Source organism: Ruminococcus sp. CAG:330, assembly GCF_000437175.1.
In the GTDB taxonomy this organism is placed as follows: Bacteria; Bacillota; Clostridia; order Oscillospirales; family Ruminococcaceae; genus Ruminococcus_C.
Genome location: NZ_FR898089.1, coordinates 16,624 through 34,103, shown reverse-complemented (window position 1 = coordinate 34,103; position 17,480 = coordinate 16,624). Strand labels below are relative to the sequence as shown.

15 protein-coding genes and 1 riboswitch are annotated in these 17,480 nt (G+C 46.4%); of the genes, 7 read left to right on the top strand and 8 right to left on the bottom strand.

Annotated features, from left to right (window positions below; genetic code table 11):
* Positions 1-12: 12 nt before the first annotated feature.
* The 3 genes from QZL66_RS10375 to QZL66_RS10365 are packed head-to-tail and all read right to left on the bottom strand — an operon-like array spanning position 13 to position 3,183.
* Positions 13-1,377 (bottom strand): penicillin-binding transpeptidase domain-containing protein, encoded by a 1,365-nt coding sequence (locus QZL66_RS10375; protein ID WP_022411649.1) that lies wholly within the window; start codon positions 1,375-1,377, stop codon positions 13-15.
* The gene (locus tag QZL66_RS10370; RefSeq protein ID WP_022411648.1) at positions 1,374-2,675 is read right to left on the bottom strand and encodes an FtsW/RodA/SpoVE family cell cycle protein; all 1,302 of its coding nucleotides are present in this window, start codon (positions 2,673-2,675) and stop codon (positions 1,374-1,376) included. The genes QZL66_RS10375 and QZL66_RS10370 overlap by 4 nt, the downstream gene beginning before the upstream one ends.
* Complete coding sequence (locus QZL66_RS10365) at positions 2,668-3,183, bottom strand: FHA domain-containing protein (RefSeq protein WP_293615027.1); 516 nt, start codon at positions 3,181-3,183, stop codon at positions 2,668-2,670. The genes QZL66_RS10370 and QZL66_RS10365 overlap by 8 nt, the downstream gene beginning before the upstream one ends.
* A gap of 277 nt (positions 3,184-3,460) precedes the next feature.
* Here QZL66_RS10365 and raiA point away from each other — a divergent pair, with 277 nt between their 5' ends.
* Positions 3,461-3,988, top strand: coding sequence for a ribosome hibernation-promoting factor, HPF/YfiA family (gene raiA, locus QZL66_RS10360; RefSeq protein ID WP_022411646.1), 528 nt, complete (start codon positions 3,461-3,463; stop codon positions 3,986-3,988).
* 118 nt (positions 3,989-4,106) lie between these two features.
* Here the strand turns inward: raiA and tgt are convergent, their stop codons facing one another.
* From tgt to queA, 3 genes are read right to left on the bottom strand one after another with little or no spacing between them, the layout of a single operon-like run.
* Positions 4,107-5,237, bottom strand: coding sequence for a tRNA guanosine(34) transglycosylase Tgt (gene tgt / locus QZL66_RS10355; RefSeq protein WP_022411645.1), 1,131 nt, complete (start codon positions 5,235-5,237; stop codon positions 4,107-4,109).
* Between the two features lie 21 nt (positions 5,238-5,258).
* Positions 5,259-5,849 carry a hypothetical protein gene (locus QZL66_RS10350; RefSeq protein ID WP_022411644.1) on the bottom strand — a complete coding sequence of 197 codons (591 nt, stop codon included), beginning with the start codon at positions 5,847-5,849 and terminating at the stop codon, positions 5,259-5,261.
* Positions 5,850-6,890: a tRNA preQ1(34) S-adenosylmethionine ribosyltransferase-isomerase QueA gene (gene queA / locus QZL66_RS10345; protein ID WP_022411643.1), complete on the bottom strand. Its 1,041-nt coding sequence runs from the start codon at positions 6,888-6,890 to the stop codon at positions 5,850-5,852. It abuts the gene before it with no gap.
* A 59-nt stretch (positions 6,891-6,949) separates the two neighbouring features.
* A riboswitch (Lysine riboswitch) is annotated at positions 6,950-7,123 on the top strand.
* Between the two features lie 103 nt (positions 7,124-7,226).
* On the opposite strand from queA, the gene asd reads away from it, so the two are divergent.
* The 3 genes from asd to dapB are packed head-to-tail and all read left to right on the top strand — an operon-like array spanning position 7,227 to position 10,048.
* Positions 7,227-8,306: an aspartate-semialdehyde dehydrogenase gene (gene asd / locus QZL66_RS10340; RefSeq protein WP_022411642.1), complete on the top strand. Its 1,080-nt coding sequence runs from the start codon at positions 7,227-7,229 to the stop codon at positions 8,304-8,306.
* Positions 8,307-8,364: 58 nt separating this feature from the next.
* Positions 8,365-9,258 carry a 4-hydroxy-tetrahydrodipicolinate synthase gene (gene dapA / locus QZL66_RS10335; protein ID WP_022411641.1) on the top strand — a complete coding sequence of 298 codons (894 nt, stop codon included), beginning with the start codon at positions 8,365-8,367 and terminating at the stop codon, positions 9,256-9,258.
* A 34-nt stretch (positions 9,259-9,292) separates the two neighbouring features.
* Positions 9,293-10,048: a 4-hydroxy-tetrahydrodipicolinate reductase gene (dapB, locus tag QZL66_RS10330; protein WP_022411640.1), complete on the top strand. Its 756-nt coding sequence runs from the start codon at positions 9,293-9,295 to the stop codon at positions 10,046-10,048.
* A gap of 93 nt (positions 10,049-10,141) precedes the next feature.
* On the opposite strand, the gene QZL66_RS10325 is transcribed toward dapB, so the two are convergent.
* Entirely contained in the window at positions 10,142-11,074 is a 933-nt protein-coding gene (locus tag QZL66_RS10325) for a YitT family protein (protein WP_022411639.1), read from the bottom strand.
* A 146-nt stretch (positions 11,075-11,220) separates the two neighbouring features.
* On the opposite strand from QZL66_RS10325, the gene QZL66_RS10320 reads away from it, so the two are divergent.
* Positions 11,221-11,958 carry an SH3 domain-containing protein gene (locus tag QZL66_RS10320; RefSeq protein ID WP_022411638.1) on the top strand — a complete coding sequence of 246 codons (738 nt, stop codon included), beginning with the start codon at positions 11,221-11,223 and terminating at the stop codon, positions 11,956-11,958.
* 113 nt (positions 11,959-12,071) lie between these two features.
* Complete coding sequence (locus QZL66_RS10315) at positions 12,072-14,003, top strand: NAD(+) synthase (RefSeq protein ID WP_022411637.1); 1,932 nt, start codon at positions 12,072-12,074, stop codon at positions 14,001-14,003.
* Between the two features lie 86 nt (positions 14,004-14,089).
* Here the strand turns inward: QZL66_RS10315 and QZL66_RS10310 are convergent, their stop codons facing one another.
* Positions 14,090-14,671, bottom strand: a complete 582-nt coding sequence (locus QZL66_RS10310; protein ID WP_022411636.1) for a phosphatase PAP2 family protein — start codon at positions 14,669-14,671, stop codon at positions 14,090-14,092.
* Between the two features lie 284 nt (positions 14,672-14,955).
* Between QZL66_RS10310 and QZL66_RS10305 the strand changes: the two genes are divergently transcribed.
* Positions 14,956-17,469, top strand: a complete 2,514-nt coding sequence (locus QZL66_RS10305) for a glycosyl hydrolase (protein ID WP_022411635.1) — start codon at positions 14,956-14,958, stop codon at positions 17,467-17,469.
* Positions 17,470-17,480 lie beyond the last annotated feature (11 nt).

The window sequence follows — 17,480 nt, the reverse complement described above, 5'->3', positions numbered from 1 at the left end:
GAAATTTTCTGATTAAGCATGCAGCGACGAATCCAGCGCCTGCAGCATTGTAGAAACCAAATCAGAAGTGGACAGTTCGCCGGAAATACGATCTTCGATTACCACGCAGAATGCAATGGGAAGATTCGGATCATCGTTAAATCCGACAAGCAGCGAATTTTCCTTTGCGCCGTTTTCCACTTGTGCTGTACCGCTTTTTACACCTACCGGATAGCCGATAGAAGCATAACGATCCTGTCCGTTCTGACGCATGATCTGTTTCAGTTCGGATGCGATTTCTGCAGAAAAGATGGTGTCTCCATAGGATGTTTTTGCAGTGTAGGTTGTCTTTCCTGTAACACTTGTTTTGTGGTCAATCAAATGCGGCATGGTAACCTGCCCTGTTGCATTGGCAATAGCACTTTCCCACATCATCATCTGACAGGGACTTGCGAGTGTTTCACTCTGCCCCATGCAGCTCCACATGGTGTCAAAATCGCTGGTATCTGTGAGCAGCGCAGAGGCACTAAAAGAGGAGATTCCATCAATGTCAATGACATTCTGTTTGGCACCGTTTACGGAAATTCCCATCTGGGTATATGTTGAGATCAGCCGATCCAATGGAAGATCCTGTACAAGCTGCGCAAAAAACGGATTGCAGCTGTTTTCAAATCCTTGGATGATGTTTTCCGTGCCGTGACCATTGAGATCGTGGCACTTGATTTGCTGATTGTATTTGGTGGTGTATATTCCGTTGCAGGTGTAAGATCTTGACAGAAGTCCATCATAACCGTATTCTTTCAATGCAGCAGCTGTGGTTGCAATTTTCTGTGTGGAACCGGGAACGGTTTCATAGAATGCTTTACAGATTAAGCTTCCCTCCGGAAGTTCTGATACATTGGTGTATTCATCCAGAACATTGACACTTGGCTTGCTGACGCATACCAAAATTTCACCGGTCTGATAATTGTAGGCAATCGCAGCGCCGTTTTTGCTGCCGAAGGCATTGTATACAGTTTGATTGACGCTATGGTCTAAAGTGCTATAGATTGCCGCATTTCCGTGTGGTGTGGCACCAAAAATTAGACTGTAGTTTTGCAGATCTTCGATGTTCTCTGAAACCAATGTGTTGGTCATCTGTCCGCTGTCGTCACCAATGACATTCCCCACATCAATAAAATAGGATGGATCATAGGTTTCGGTGCTGGCATTTGGGTCAAACAAGACCTGTTCTTTTCGGTCGTACACCATGCCAAGAGTAACGTCGCTGGAATGGGACATATAGAATGCGGATTCGTGAACAACCTTCCAAACAAGAATTGCCATGCCCAGAAAAAACACGATCAAAATAAGGATAATTAGGCGCTCTCCACGCCGAATACTTTGAATGCTTTTCATCGATGAGCCGCCTTTCTCTTCGCAGCAGCGGAAGCTTTTACAGGCTTCTGCTCTACTTTTCGGAATACCGGAGATTGCCCAGCCTTTAGCATTCCGGCTAAAAATCCGCTTGTTAGCATAGAGCTTCCGCCCTGTGAGATAAACGGGATGGTAACACCGGTAAACGGAATTAGATTGCAGGAACCAAAGATGTTCAATCCCATTTGTACGATCATGACTGCAACTGCGCCAAGAATCATGGTAGTGTGGAAGTAGCTTCTCGGTTTGTTGATCATGGGAAGCAGCATCATTGCCATCAGAATCACAATTGTCAAAAGTGCTACCAAGAAGCCCCACTCTTCACAGATCGTGGAGAAAACGATATCCGTTTCATAGGCAAACACATTGTGGAGAGAACCGCAGCCGGGTCCTTTTCCAAAAAGTCCGCCTTCTGCAATGGCAATCAGCGCTTGACACTGCTGGTATCCATTTCCGTCCATCTGATTCCAGATGTCAACGGACAGTCGATCCTGTACGTACCCAGGCGCAAATTTTAGTGCAGCAGCAATGACAATAACACCAATAACGCTGATTCCAACAATTGTTTTCTTGGAAAACTTTGCCTTTGGATAACAGAGCCGGCACGCCAGCGCACATCCGTATGCGGCAGCAAATGTGGGAAGAGAACCAAGATCGCGGCTCCACCATTGCAATCCGGCAATTGCGACAAAAGCAACGGATAGAATGATCATTTCTTTTGAGATATAGAAAAACAGAATCTTTTTCTTTGCGTGCTGTTCCCGGATGGATGTGGCACACAGCAGCACAAACACTGGTTTCATAAATTCAGAGGGCTGAATGCTAATGGAGCCGATGTTGATCCACATACTTCGGCTTCCCGTCAAAAAGATGATGCTTAACATGAGAACGACTAAGACAATGTAAAGTGCAGTCTTTTTTGATTGAATCCACATGTGATTCCTCGTGAGAAGAAATCCGAGCTGGCATGCGGCAAGTGCAACGATACAAGTGATATAGTGCTTGAACGAAAAACCGATGCTGCCAAAACAGGACTGAAAGATTACGCTGATGTTTAAAAGCAGAATCAGCATAAAATCAAGGGTGTATGTCATCTGTTTGTAGAAGAGCTTCAGTACAGTGCAATAGACGATGTCTAAGCCAATGACTGCAACCGCAAGCGGAATGATTTGCTGCGGGTTTTCATATTTTCCACGGAGCAAAATCGCAGCCAGCATAACAATGTGTGTAATAAGCACAATTGCAGTGCACTTCCCATAGAAGAGTCCGTTTTTATACATTTTGCTTTCGCCTCCTTTGCCGTATAACAACACGTTTGTTTCCAAACTGAATCTCGTCTTGGTCTTTCAAACGCACCTGAGAGCGGATTCGTCTGCCATTGACAAATGTTCCGGATTTGGAGCCCAAATCGACAATACTCCATACGCCGTTGGAAACATAGAGGATCGCATGATATCTGGAAACACTCATGTCTGCAAACCGAATATCCGCTGAGCCATGCCTCCCCACGAGAATCTCGTCCGCCTCCAGCGGAATGATGAGCCGCTTGGAAGCATCAAAGAGCGCCATGTCTGCGCTTACCTTTTTCCAACGAAGCTGTTCTACGGTTTTTTCTTTTTTTGCTTGAGAGAACATTGTGAGAATACTAATCGCAATGAAAAACACAACAACTGCACTGAGTGCAATAGAATAGAATGGCATTTTTTGCAGCGATGTGAGAACTGTTTCAAGCATAGGATAAATACACCTCCAGTAACTTAGATAAAGGATAAATTCCATCTCTATCATAATACATTTTTTTCAAATATGCAAGTATAAGATTCGGGCGGATTCCAAAAAGTTTTATGGAATGCAAGATGGTATATCGGATGATCTTACAATATTTTACAAAAATCAGAGATTATCCACATGCAAATTGTCCAAATCAGAATTTTTCTTTTGTTCAAATTACACAAAATTCAAGAATATGCTTGCCAAAAAAATAGGAGTATGTTATAATAAGAGAAACAAGCAGTTCTTTGAATTCTCTTGGATGAAAAAGAGCATGCAGAAGGAGGAACTTATCATGAAAATTACAATTACCGCAAAAAAAATGCAGATCCCCCAGAAGTTTACAGAGTACGCAGAAGAACGACTGAGCGCAAGACTGGACAAATTTTTCGGTGAAGAAGCAGATGCCAAAATCACAATGGCAAACCACAAGAATCTCATGGTCATTGAATTGACTGTCACCTACAACAATATGATTTACCGTGCAGAGCAGTCTGCTGTAGATAAGGAAGATGCACTGGATGCATCGATTGATAAGATCATTCGCCAGATTCGCAAGAATAAGACACGTGTAGAAAAGAAGCTAAAGACCACTGCCTTTTATGATATTCCGGCAGATGATACTGTGGAGGAAGAAGATCACGAGGTAATTCGTCACAAGAAATTTGTGATGAATCCCATGAGCGTGGAAGAAGCAATCCTGCGGATGGATCTGATCGGACACACATTCTTTATGTTCATCAATGCAAGCACGGATGAGGTAAATGTAGTCTACAAGCGTTCGGATGGAAAATACGCTGTTCTGGAACCGATTTACGAGTAATCTTACGCTGAAGCACAAACAAAACCATTTCAAATCGACGTAACACTTGCGGACGCTGCCCTTTGACAGCGTCCGTTTTTGTGTTTAAGATTTGTTCGAAGAAATCTGCCTGCTCTGCTTAGATTCTCTGTGCCAGACGTTCACTGTATTCCTTGCGAAACTGTGCGAACTTCCCTTTGTCCAGTGCCTCACGAATTCGTTCCAGCAGCGTATTATAGAAATAAAGGTTGTGCATGACGGCAAGGCGTCCGGCAAGCTGTTCCTTTGCTTTGAACAGATGACGCACATAGGCACGGGTGTGATTCCGGCATACCGGACAATCACACTTGGGGTCAAGCGGCTGAGAATCTGTTTCATAGGCAGCATTTGTGATGTGCAGGATGCCATCCCATGTGAAAATGGTTCCGTGTCTAGCGTTCCTGCTCGGCATAACGCAGTCGAACATGTCCACACCACGTGCAACGCCCTCAATGATGTTAGACGGAGTCCCAACGCCCATGAGATAACGAGGCTTATCTGCCGGCATATGCGGTTCTACCTGCTCAATAATGTGGTACATGATCTCTGTTGGCTCACCAACTGCCAGACCGCCAATGGCGTAACCATCCAGACCAAGCTTTGCAATTTCCCGCATATGAGAGACACGGATGTCATCATATGTTCCGCCCTGATTGATTCCAAACAGCATCTGATGCGGATTGATAGTCCCCTCCAGACTGTTTAGACGTTGCATTTCTTTTTGACAGCGAATCAGCCAGCGGGTTGTTCTGGCGCAGGAGTTTTTCACGTAGTCCAGCGGTGCAGGATTCTCAACGCATTCGTCAAATGCCATGGCGATGGTAGAACCGAGGTTCGATTGAATCCGCATGCTCTCTTCCGGACCCATAAAGATTGCTTTGCCATCGATGTGAGACTGAAAGTAAACGCCCTCTTCCTTAATACGGCGCAGCTTCGCCAGAGAAAACACCTGAAATCCGCCGCTGTCTGTGAGAATCGGACGATGCCAGTTCATGAATTGATGCAGTCCGCCCATTTGGTGCACAATCTTGTCTCCCGGGCGCAGGTGCAAATGATAGGTGTTGCAAAGCTCCACCTGGCACTTCAGATTTTCAAGATCGATGGAAGAGATTCCGCCTTTGATGGCTGCGGCAGTTCCTACATTCATAAAGAATGGTGTCTGAATGGTGCCGTGTACAGTTTCAAAGATGCCTCTTCGGGCATATCCTTCGGTTTTTAAAAGTGTAAACATTCGTGTAAATTCCTTTCTGTTTTATCCTTGTGTCATAATCGGAGGAGTTTGCAGCAATGTGCAAATCTCCTTAGCAAACGCTGCAATAAGAGTTTCTTTCTCTTCTTTGGAAAAATAAGATGCAAATATACTTTCATCTTGCATCAACTTTTTTCGAAGAGAAACCGCCCATGTTGCACCAAATTGGATTTTGGAGACACCAGCAGCAAAACCACGTAAAATATCCAGCAAATCTTCTGTCAATAACGCACTGTCAGTTGTCTTTAGACAATATATCAAAATGTCATAAGCAGGAAGTGCAGCATCTGCAACCATAACATGTTGGTGGCAGAGTGCATTCTCTAATTTTGATGCTGCTTTCCTTGCATCCATTTCCTGCTCTGCAAAAAGTATTTTTAGCCATTTTGCGATATTTGCCTGATCTCTGCAATCCTCGTCAAAATATCTGTGACGATGCATTATCATGGACATTGGAAGAAATCTTTCCCACCATTTTTTCGGATTGGTTTCGATTCCGGATGCGTTTCCATATGCTGTATGATATTGCGACCAGTCAATTGTGTCAATCTGTGTGATAATCTGCTGTAATTCTTCAGGCGTATGCATGCTCATTTAGTTAGTCTCTGGCAGAATGCACATAGCATCGCCAAAGCTGAAGAAGCGGTATTTTTCCTGTACAGCGATTTCGTAGGCGTGCATGGTCTTTTCATATCCCAGAAATGCAGAGATCAGCATAATCAAAGTGCTTTCCGGCAAATGAAAATTCGTGACCAAGCCATCCAGCACCTTAAACTGATAGCCGGGATAGATGAAAATATCCGTATAGCCGTCTTCTGCTACCAGTTCGCCGTGATGTGCAGTTGCAACGGCTTCCAGTGTCCGGCAAGAGGTAGTTCCGACTGCAATAACACGACCGCCGTTTTTCTTTGTTTCACGAATCATATCTACAGTTTCCTGCGGAAGATGGTAGTGTTCGCTGTGCATCTGGTGCTGCAGGACATCATCTTCCTTTACCGGACGGAATGTTCCCAGGCCAACATGCAGTGTCACATAGGCTTCGTTTACACCTTTCTCTTTCAGCTTCTTCAGCATATCTTTTGTGAAATGCAGTCCGGCTGTCGGTGCCGCTGCGGAACCGAGTTCCTTGGAGTAAACCGTCTGGTAACGCTCCTTGTCTTTCAGTTTTTCGTGGATGTACGGCGGAAGCGGCATTTGTCCGATTTCTTCCAGTGCAGTGTAAAAGTTTCCCTCACAGGTAAACTGCACGATGCGGTTTCCGTCCGGCTTTACTTCTATCACTTCGCCGATCAGTCGTCCGCCGCCAAAGGAAAACTTCACGCCGACCTTTGCTTTTTTTCCGGGACGGCAAATGATTTCCCAGAGCTTCTCCCCTTTTTGCTCCAAGAGCAAAAATTCAATAAAGGTACCGTTATCTACTTTCTCTCCATACAGACGTGCCGGCAAAACACGGGAGTCATTCATGACAAGCAGATCGCCAGGCTGCAGGATGTCATAGAGATCGTAAAAATGCTTGTGCTGGATTTCGCCTGTGTTTCGGTCAATCTGCATCAGACGGGAGTGATCTCGTGGCTCAATGGGCGTCTGTGCGATGAGTTCTTCCGGCAAATTGTAATAAAAATCTGATTTTTTCATGGGTATCTCCTGTTTTTCGAAAATTAATATTGACAAATTCCCACAGAAATGATATGATAGGAATAGGTAGAGGCGCACTCACGAAGAGTATGTTCTGACAGGATACCAGTCCGCAAGAAATGCAGAGCAAAAAGGCGTGCGTGCCGAAGAGGCTGTACCGGTGACACAGCTTCTGGGCATATTTCCGAAGAGGGGTATGACTGTCATCGTTATGATGGAGTGCTATCGGCGATGCACTGAATTGGTGCACGTCATTCTATTCTATTATATCGCATGAGCCGCCGGTTTTCAACCGGTTTTTTCATATTTTTAAGAATTTTTTGGAGGAATGACGAAATGAAACAGTATCAGGTTGGCATTATCGGCGCAACTGGTATGGTTGGCCAGCGGTTTGCTACGCTTCTGGAGAACCATCCTTGGTTCCATGTGGCTGCATTGGCAGCTTCTCCCCGCTCGGCTGGAAAGACCTATGAGGAAGCAGTTGGCAATCGCTGGGCAATGCAGAAGCCGATGCCGGAAGCAATGAAGAATATGATTCTGTTCGACGCAACTGCAGACGTAGACAAGATTGCTGGCATGGTTGATTTTGTATTCTGCGCAGTTGATATGAAGAAGGATGAAATTCGTGCACTGGAAGAGCGCTATGCCAAGGCAGAATGCCCTGTTGTTTCCAATAACTCTGCACATCGTTTTACGCCGGATGTACCGATGGTTGTTCCGGAAGTAAATCCGGAGCACATTGAAATCATTGAAAGCCAGCGGAAGCGCCTTGGAACAAAGCGTGGCTTTATTGCAGTAAAGTCCAACTGCTCCATTCAGAGCTATGTGCCGGCGCTGTCTCCCCTGCGGAAGTACGGCATTAAGAATGTTCTGGCATGCACGTATCAGGCAATTTCCGGCGCTGGTAAGACCTTTGAGCGCTGGCCGGAAATTCTCGATAACATTGTTCCGTATATCGGCGGTGAGGAAGAGAAGTCGGAGAAGGAACCGCTGAAGGTATGGGGTAAGATTGAAAACGGTCAGATCGTGAGCGCTGACAGCCCGCTGATTACAACGCAGTGCCTGCGTGTGCCGGTTTCTGATGGACACACTGCTGCTGTATTTGTATCGTTTGAGCAGAAGCCGTCGAAGGAAGAAATCCTGAAGATTTGGGAAGACTTCAAGGGTGTTCCGCAGGATCTGGAGCTGCCTTCTGCACCGAAGCAGTTCATCCACTATTTCCAGGAAGACGATCGTCCGCAGGCTAAGCTGGATCGGAACATTGAGGGCGGTATGGCAGTTTCTGTTGGCCGCCTGAGAGAAGACACTATGTTTGACTATAAGTTTGTCTGCCTGTCCCACAACACACTCCGTGGTGCAGCAGGCGGCGGTGTACTGCTGGCAGAACTGCTGGCAGCAAAGGGCTATATGGATTAATCTGATTGGAATTGCAACAAGTTCTTTGCAAATGAATTACCATTGGGAGGTAATTACCATGAAAAATACAATTTTTACTGGCGCAGGCGTTGCCATTATTACGCCGATGCTGGCAGATGGAACTGTGGACTATGAGGGTCTGGGAAGAAACATTGACTTTCAGATCGAAAACGGCACAGATGCGATCATCATCTGTGGTACTACTGGCGAATCTTCTACACTGGAAGACGATGAGCACCGTCAGTGCATCCGGTTCGCAGTCGATCACACACACAACCGTGTTCCGGTTATTGCCGGAACCGGCAGCAACGATACCAAGTATGCAATTGAGCTTTCTCAGGAAGCGCAGGAGCTTGGTGCAGACGGTCTGCTGATCGTTACCCCGTATTACAACAAGACCACACAGCGTGGCCTTGTAGCGCACTACAACGCAATTGCAGATAGTGTAGATCTGCCGATCATCCTCTACAATGTTCCCAGCCGGACAGGTGTTGGATTTGATGTTAGCACAGTAGAAACACTGGCAGAGCATAAGAACATTGCTGCCATCAAGGAAGCAAGCGGAAACATTGGCTATACCGCAAAGGTAGCTGCAAAGTGCGGCGACAAGATCGACATCTACAGCGGTAATGACGACATGATCGTTCCGATTATGTCTCTGGGCGGTAAGGGTGTTATTTCTGTTCTGTCCAACGTTTTGCCGAAGGAAACTCACCAGATGACGCAGTACTGCTTGGAAAATAACTTTGCAGCAGCATCGGAATTGCAGCTGAAGTATTTGCGCTTGATCAACGATCTGTTTATGGAAGTCAATCCAATTCCGGTAAAGGATGCGATGAACCAGCTTGGTATGCCCTCTGGCCCGTGCAGAATGCCGCTTCTGGATATGAGCGATGCGCATAAGGAAGCAATGCGTGAGACTCTGTTGGCATATGGAATGATTGCAAAGTAAGCAGAACAACGTTTACGTGAAAAGAGGCAGGAATATGACAAAAATTGTAATTTGCGGCGCAAACGGAAAGATGGGGCATACTGTTGCCTCTTGTATTCAGGGCCGTGAGGATTGTACGGTAATCGGTGGAATCGACTCCTATACTGCCAAGTATGCGGATTTCCCGATTGTAGAAAAGCCGTCAGATCTGGCGAGTGTGCCGGATGTCATCATCGACTTTTCAAATCCGTCCTCTCTGGATGGACTTCTGGAATATGCACTGGTGAACAATGTGGCCTTGGTTCTGGCGACAACCGGCTATCAGGAGGAGCAGATCGGAAAAATTCAGGCGGCTGCACAGCAAATCCCTGTATTTTTCACTTTCAATATGTCTTTGGGCATCAACCTGCTGGTAGAGCTGGCAAAGAAAGCGGCAACTGTACTGGGCGGTCAGTTCGATATCGAAATCGTGGAAAAGCACCACAATCAGAAGATCGACGCACCCAGCGGTACAGCAATCATGATTGCCAACGCCATTAACGAAACGCTGGACAACGAATACCATTATGTGTATGACCGCCATGCAAGACGGATGAAGCGTGATCCGAAGGAAATCGGAATGCATTCCATTCGTGGCGGTACCATTGTTGGAGAGCACGATGTGATTTTTGCCGGACAGGATGAAGTGATCACCCTGTCGCACAGTGCCGCTTCGAAGACGGTATTTGCAGTTGGTGCTGTGAATGCAGCCGTTTACCTGTGCGGAAAGCCGGCCGGTCTTTACGACATGAAGCAGCTCGTTCAGGAATAACGATTTTTCAAAGAAATTGAAATGAAAAGTGAGTACCTCTTTTCCGCTGTGGAATGGAGGTGCTCACTTTTTCTATGTTTGATTTTTGAATGCTTACTTGTGATTTTCAGCCAATTCCTTTTGTTCTTCCTCCAGTGTTTCACGGAAATCTGGACGCTGCGCAATTTCCTCTGTCTTTTGCTCCGAGGTTTGCTTGATGTGATTGCCAATGATCTCTGAAATATCCGAAACGGTAATGAATGCACTGCCATCGTATTTGGCAACAATTCTCCGCAGTTCCATTAGTTCCAAACGAGTGATGACGCAGTACATCATATCTTTTTTGCCGCTGATAAGACCGTGTGCATCCAGAATGGTCATGGTTCGTCCGAGCTTGGCGTAGATTTCAGAAGCGATCGTAGTTCCGTCGTTGCAAATGATGATGGTTTGCTTTGCCTCGTTGAACCCGGTTTCTATCTGATCGATCAATTTAGAGGCGATGATGTAAGTGAGCAGGGATAGGAGTGCACGGTCAATGCCAAACATGAATCCGGATACGGAGAAAATCAAAAGATTGGTTGCCAGAATTACTTGTCCGACAGAAACGGGGATTTTCTTGCTGAGGATCATGGCGAGCAATTCTGTTCCGTCCAGACATGCACCGCCTTTGATGACAAGACCTACACCGATTCCAAGGAGAATTCCGCCAAAGACAATGGAGAGCAATTCATTGTCTGTGATAGGGCTGACATCATGCAGGAGTGCTGTGCAGACAGTCAGGAGAATCATTGCATAGAAATAGGAAAATGCAAATCTTTTTCCAAGCATGCGCCATCCCAAGAGGACAAAGGGAAAGTTGAGAACGAAAGTCACTGCACCAAGCAGAATGCCGGTCTTATAATTTATCATGAGTGCGATACCGGTTAGTCCACCGTCCAGCACGGAATTTGGCACCAAAAACATTTCCAGTGCAATACTGTAAATCATAATACCTACAGTAATCATGGCATAGTGCAGAATAGACGTGACCATTTTGTTGTTTTTCAAATCAACCACTTCCTTTTCGAAACTTATCTTTATTGTATCATAAATTAAGACGGAATGCAACGGAACATTTTTCGAGCTGCCGGAATAAATTGAAAATAGAAGTATGTTACTTCAAAATCTTTCGATAGAAAAGAGGCTTATGGAATATGCCAAGTGTTTTTTTGAGTCCTTCCACACAGGAGTGGAACGCTTACACAGGCGGCGGAACGGAAGAGGAATATATGAATCTACTTGCAGATCGGATGGAACCATACCTTCGTTCCAGTGGAATTTCTTATGTCCGCAATGATCCGGAGAGAAATGTTGCAGGCGCAATTGCCGATTCCAATGCGGGATATTTCGACGTTCATCTCGCCTTGCACAGCAATGCGGCACCGGAAAATTTGTCGGGGCAATTGCGTGGAATTGATATCTACTACTCTCCATACGATGCATATAGTCAGAAGCTTGCAGTGATTACAGCAAACAATTTTATGAGCATTTATCCCCTGCCGGATAAATGTACTGCTCGTCCAACAACAACCTTGGGAGAAGTGACGCAAACCAAAGCACCGGCAATTTTGTGCGAAATTGGGTATCACGACAATGAGCAGGATGCGAATTGGATTCGGGAGAATCTTACCAACATTGCAATAAATCTGACGCAGTCCCTCTGCGATTATTTTGGAATTCCGCTCGTGGAGGCGGGACCGATTTTCCGTGGAACTGTGGTGACAGATGGAAGCAACCTAAATTTGCGAAAATTTCCATCTATGCAAGGTGAAATCATCGGGTCGATTCCCAACGGTGCATTTGTCACAGTTTATAGCAGAACCGGAAATTGGGATGTGATTTCTTACCAAGGGCTAATCGGCTATGCAAGCAGCGAATTTATTATGATTTGACAGCTTGCTTTTTTTGCGGTTTTCGAGTATAATAGAAACTGAGAAGAATTGTCTTTGCCAAAAAGCAGGGCAATTTTGATTTCAGAAGATGTATAAAGGAGTTGCAGACAGAAGTGAAAGATGGATTGATTCAGGTCGCTTGTGTAACCCCGCCGCTTCGTGTGGCGGATTGTACTTATAACGCAGAACAGATTGTTTCTGCTTTTCAAAAAGCAGCTGCTGATGGTGCAAAATTGGTGGTGTTTCCGGAACTTTGCCTCACAGGATATACCTGCGGCGATTTGTTTTTACAGGAAACCCTGTTGAATGGTGCAAAAATATCGCTGTCAGACATTTTGGAACAAACAAAGGATATTTCCGCAATTCTGGTGGTGGGGCTTCCCTATGCGCTGGAGGGTGCGCTGTATAACTGCGCAGCCGTCTGCTATGCCGGCAAGCTTTTGGGTTTGGTGCCGAAAAAGAATTTGCCCAACTACAGCGAGTTTTATGAAATGCGGCATTTTGCAAAAGGGCCGGATGCCAATGGGACACTTTCCGTCACATGGCATCAGAATGCGGAAGTGTATGTGGTTCCGTTTGGCGCATTGCAAGTTTTCAGCTGTGCAGAGCTCCCCGACTTTTCGTTTGGAGTAGAGATCTGCGAGGATGTTTGGGTTGGTGATACGCCATCTGTGGCAATGGCAAAATCCGGCGCAACAATTATCGTCAATCTGTCGTGCAGCGATGAGATCATCGGAAAAGAGAACTATCGGCGCACAATTCTTCAGGCAAAGTCCGGCAGCTTATTGTGTGCATATCTGTATGCTGATGCCGGCGTTGGAGAGTCTACACAGGACATGGTATTTGCCGGACACAATTTGATTCTGGAAAACGGTTCAATTCTGGCGGAGTCGAAGCTGTTTACACAGGGAATCCTTACTGCGGTTGTAGACGTGCAGCGGTTGGCAGGAGAACGCCGCCGTTCCAATACGTTTCTCTCTGAGCCGATGAATACAGTACAAAAGACAACGTTTTCTATGGCGTTGACAGAAACAGCAATGAACCGGTACATTGATTCTACCCCGTTTATTCCCCACGGAAGTCAGATGCTCTCACAGCGATGCGAAAAAATCCTGATGCTTCAGGCAACCGGACTTGCAACCCGTCTGAAGCACATCGGCTGCAAATCTGCTGTGGTGGGGTTGTCCGGCGGATTAGACTCCACGTTGGCGCTGATCGTTATGGTGCACGCATTCCAGCTGTGTCACCTAGATCCTGCCGGAATTGTTGCTGTGACGATGCCATGTTTTGGAACAACAGACCGCACCTATCAGAATGCCTGCCGGTTGGCGGAGGCGTATGGTGCAACGCTGCGTGAGATCCCCATTCAAGACAGTGTGCGGCAGCACTTTGCGGATATCGGACACAAGGAGTCGGTTCATGATGTCACCTATGAGAACTCTCAGGCACGTGAGAGAACGCAGGTGCTAATGGATCTCGCCAACCAGACCGGCGGAATTGTCATCGGTACCGGTGACCTCTCAGAGCTTGCGCTGGGTTGGGCGACTTATAACGGCGATCATATGAGTATGTATGCGGTAAACGCTTCCATTCCGAAAACACTGGTGCGGTATTTGGTTTCTTATGAGGCATCGCAGACACCGCAGGAACTCTCCAATATTTTGCAGGATGTGCTGGATACGCCAGTGAGTCCGGAATTGCTCCCGCCGGAGCAGGACGGCACGATTGCGCAAAAGACCGAGGACATTGTCGGGCCGTATGAGCTTCACGACTTCTTCTTGTACTATGTGCTTCGATTCGGATTTGCACCGCATAAGATTTACCGGATGGCAAAGCATGCGTTTGAGGGTGCCTATGATGATGCGATGATCTTGAAGTGGCTCCGCAAGTTCTACTGGCGCTTTTTCTCCCAGCAGTTCAAGAGAAGCTGCCTGCCGGATGGACCGAAAGTCGGCAGCGTGACGCTGTCGCCCCGTGGCGATTGGCGGATGCCCAGTGATGCCTGTGTTGCACTTTGGCAGAAAGATCTGGAAAACCTGGACTGATTCGAGAAAATTTTGATTCAAAAAGGTGTACAGCGCAGAGAGGAAATCTTGCACTGTACACCTTTTTCCATTTTGGCTTTTTAGACTTACGCTTTCGGAAACCAAAGGCGGATTGCCTCCGGCATCCATGTGCAGTTATCCAACAGAACGTGAACCAGAATTTGTGCGAGGAATGCGAACAGAATTCCCAGCAGCATGCCACACAGCACATCAGAGGGATAATGTGCACCCAGATACAATCTGGAAAATGCGATGAGCGAGGCGAGAAGCAATGCCGAAATTCCAATCCAAAGCGGAAGCATACAGAGGAAAACGGTTGCAACAGCAAAAGAACTGGATGTGTGCCCAGAGGGAAATGAAAAATCTTTTGGCCGGCGAATCAGAATTTTGAGTTCGTGAATATGGTCAAACGGGCGGATACGTGCCACCAAATTTTTCAGCATTGCGTTGTTAATCATCACAGAAAAGAGCAGTGAAATCAAACCGGACGCAGCTGCACGGCGTGCTTCAGGGCGAAAGAGCAGACATAGGCAGGCAGCAATCCAAATGATACCGCCATTTCCGAGAAATGTGGTGATTTTCATGAAAAGTGTGACGCCGCCCTTTCGCAAATGTTCCTGCATCCACAAGAGCAGCGAGCGATCCCATCTTTTTAAATGATGCAGCATAGACTTACACTCCTTCCCCAAAGAAATTCGCTTGTAGACATAGTATACCACAAAAATGAAAAAATGACAAGTGGACAAGTCGCAGTTTTTAAGATTTTACGCACTTTTTACACGATGTATTTTCTGTGCTATTTGTTATCAATTTAAATATAGGAAAATCTGGCTCTGTTAAGATATCATAAGAAACTAGAATAAAAAAGTTGTTTAAATAAGACAAAAACGATTGACATTCCACAGAGAATATGGTATACTATATTTAATTTGAAAATTTGAGGAGGTTCCCAATGAAAAAACTTTCAAGAAAAACACTGACGCTGTTGACCGCCAGTGTTTTGGCATGCAATTGCATGCTGTGTTATTCATTCTCAACGTCTGCTGCAGGTGCACAGAAGTATGAGTTTGAAGATGGCACTCCTGTTGGTGCTACGATTCAGGAAAATGGAACAGAGCGTTGGCAGGAAGGCGCTTCTGGCGACAAGTTCGTATTTTTGGAAAATGGCGGAGAGACTGCAACTGTAAATGTTTCTGTAGAATCCACAGGCATGTACAATGTTACAATTCGCTATGCTGCACCGTTTGGAGATAAGCTTCACAATTTGCTTGTAAATGGTGTGGATCAGGGACAGTTTAGTTGTTCAAAGACCGCTGCAAATGAGTGGGCTGATGTTTCATGTGGTACGGTGAAACTGAATGCCGGTGAAAATGAAATCACTGTGAAGAGCAGCTGGGGCTGGACTGACATTGACTACCTGACTATTGAAGAGGCTTCCCTTCCGGATATCTCTGCTTCCCAGACGACCTGCTGCGACCCGAGCGCAACTTCTCAGGCACAGAGCCTGATGTCCTACATGGCAAGCGTTTACGGTGAGCACATCATTTCTGGACAGCAGGAAATCTACAAGTATGGCCCGCACGATTTTCCCTATGAGTTCGACTATATCAAGGATACCACCGGAAAGCTTCCGGCAATCCGTGGCTTCGACTATCTGAACTGCAATCCGCTGTATGGCAGCGAGGACGGCACGACCAATCGTATTATTGAGTGGGTCAACAACAATCCGTATGATTCAAGCAAGCAGGGTATCGCAACCGCTTCCTGGCATATTACCGTTCCGAAGAATTTCTCCAGCTATACACTGGGTGACAGCGTTGCGTGGGCAGATGCTACTTATGTTCCGAAGGAAACTGATTTCGATACCTCCAAGGCAATCGTTGAAGGTACCAAGGAATACGAGTATTATATGCTTTGCCTGAAGAATCTGGCTGCTGAACTGCAGAAGCTTCAGGATGCCAACGTTCCGCTCATCTTCCGCCCGCTGCATGAAGCAGAAGGCGGCGGCGGAGAGACTGGTTCTTGGTTCTGGTGGGGCAAGTCCGGTTCGAAGGTTTACAAGGACCTGTGGAAGCTGACTTACAAGACCCTGACCGAGGAATATGGTCTGCACAACCTGATTTGGGAGTGGAACAGCTATGCATATGAAACTTCTGCGGATTGGTATCCGGGAGATGAGTATGTTGACCTGATCGCATACGATAAGTATAACTGCACTGACTGGTCTACCGGCTCGGCAGTGCTCAATCACAATGACAGCGCCATCAGCAGCACATTCTATAGCATCATGCAGAAGTATGATAGCAAGAAGATGGTTGCAATGTCTGAGAACGACAGCATTCCGACAGTTGGCAATCTGACTGCAGAAAAGGCTGGCTGGCTATATTTCTGTCCGTGGTATGATGGCGGATCGGACAGCACCAACTTCCTGACCAACGAGCTCTTCAATAAGAAGGACGATTTGATCGAGATGTACCAGAGTGACTACTGCATCACACTGGATGAGCTGCCGGATGATCTGTACAGCAACGGCGGAACAATCACAACGAAACCGACTACTACTTCAGACGGCTCTGAAACTACCACCACGACAAAAACGACTACCACAACCAGTCAGACAACTGAGGGTATCCACGCAAAAATCACCGAGGATAGCGGAAACTACAATATCAGCTTTGCGCCGAAGTCTATGGGTAAGACGGTATATCTGGTATTTGAAGCCAATTCCAATGTTGCCTTTGCTAACGGCTGTCTTGGCGTATCTGCAACTGTAGATGGTACGGATTACTGGGTTTCCTATAAGTGGGAGATTTCAAAGTCCGGCACGATTTCCGTTGATTTGGATAAGGATGTATACAACATCACTTACAACAACGGAAAGGATACTGTAACAGACGAGGATCTGATCGCTAAAATTGTCGAAGTGGTAAAGAAGCAGACCGACGGTATGGTTCAGATTTGGTGGGCAAATGATGGTCCTGGTGAAAGCATTGCGACTTCCAATGTCGTTCTGACCGATGCATATCTGCCGGAATCTAAGGAAGAGGTTACGACCGAGGAGACCACAGAAGCAACCACAACAACAACACTGGAAGAGACCACAACTTCTGTGGAAGTTACGACTACCACATCGGAGTCCGGTGAGACCACTACCACAGCTGTGGAAACTTCTGACACCAGCAAGGAATCCGAGACGACCAAGGAATCTGAGACAACCACAGAAACTACGACCTCTGAAGTTGTGGTAAATCCGACGGATGTTTTCTATGGCGATGTAAACTTGGACGGCAGCGTTGATCTGGCAGACGCAGTATTGCTGAACAAGGCTGTTGCTGGCACGGTAGAGCTGAATGCTACTGCAAAGGCAAACGCAGACTGCGATTCCAACGGAACTGTTACTGCGGACGACAGCATGACCCTGCTGAAGTTCCTCGTACACTTGATCAACGAACTTCCGGCAAAGTAAAATCCGGTTGG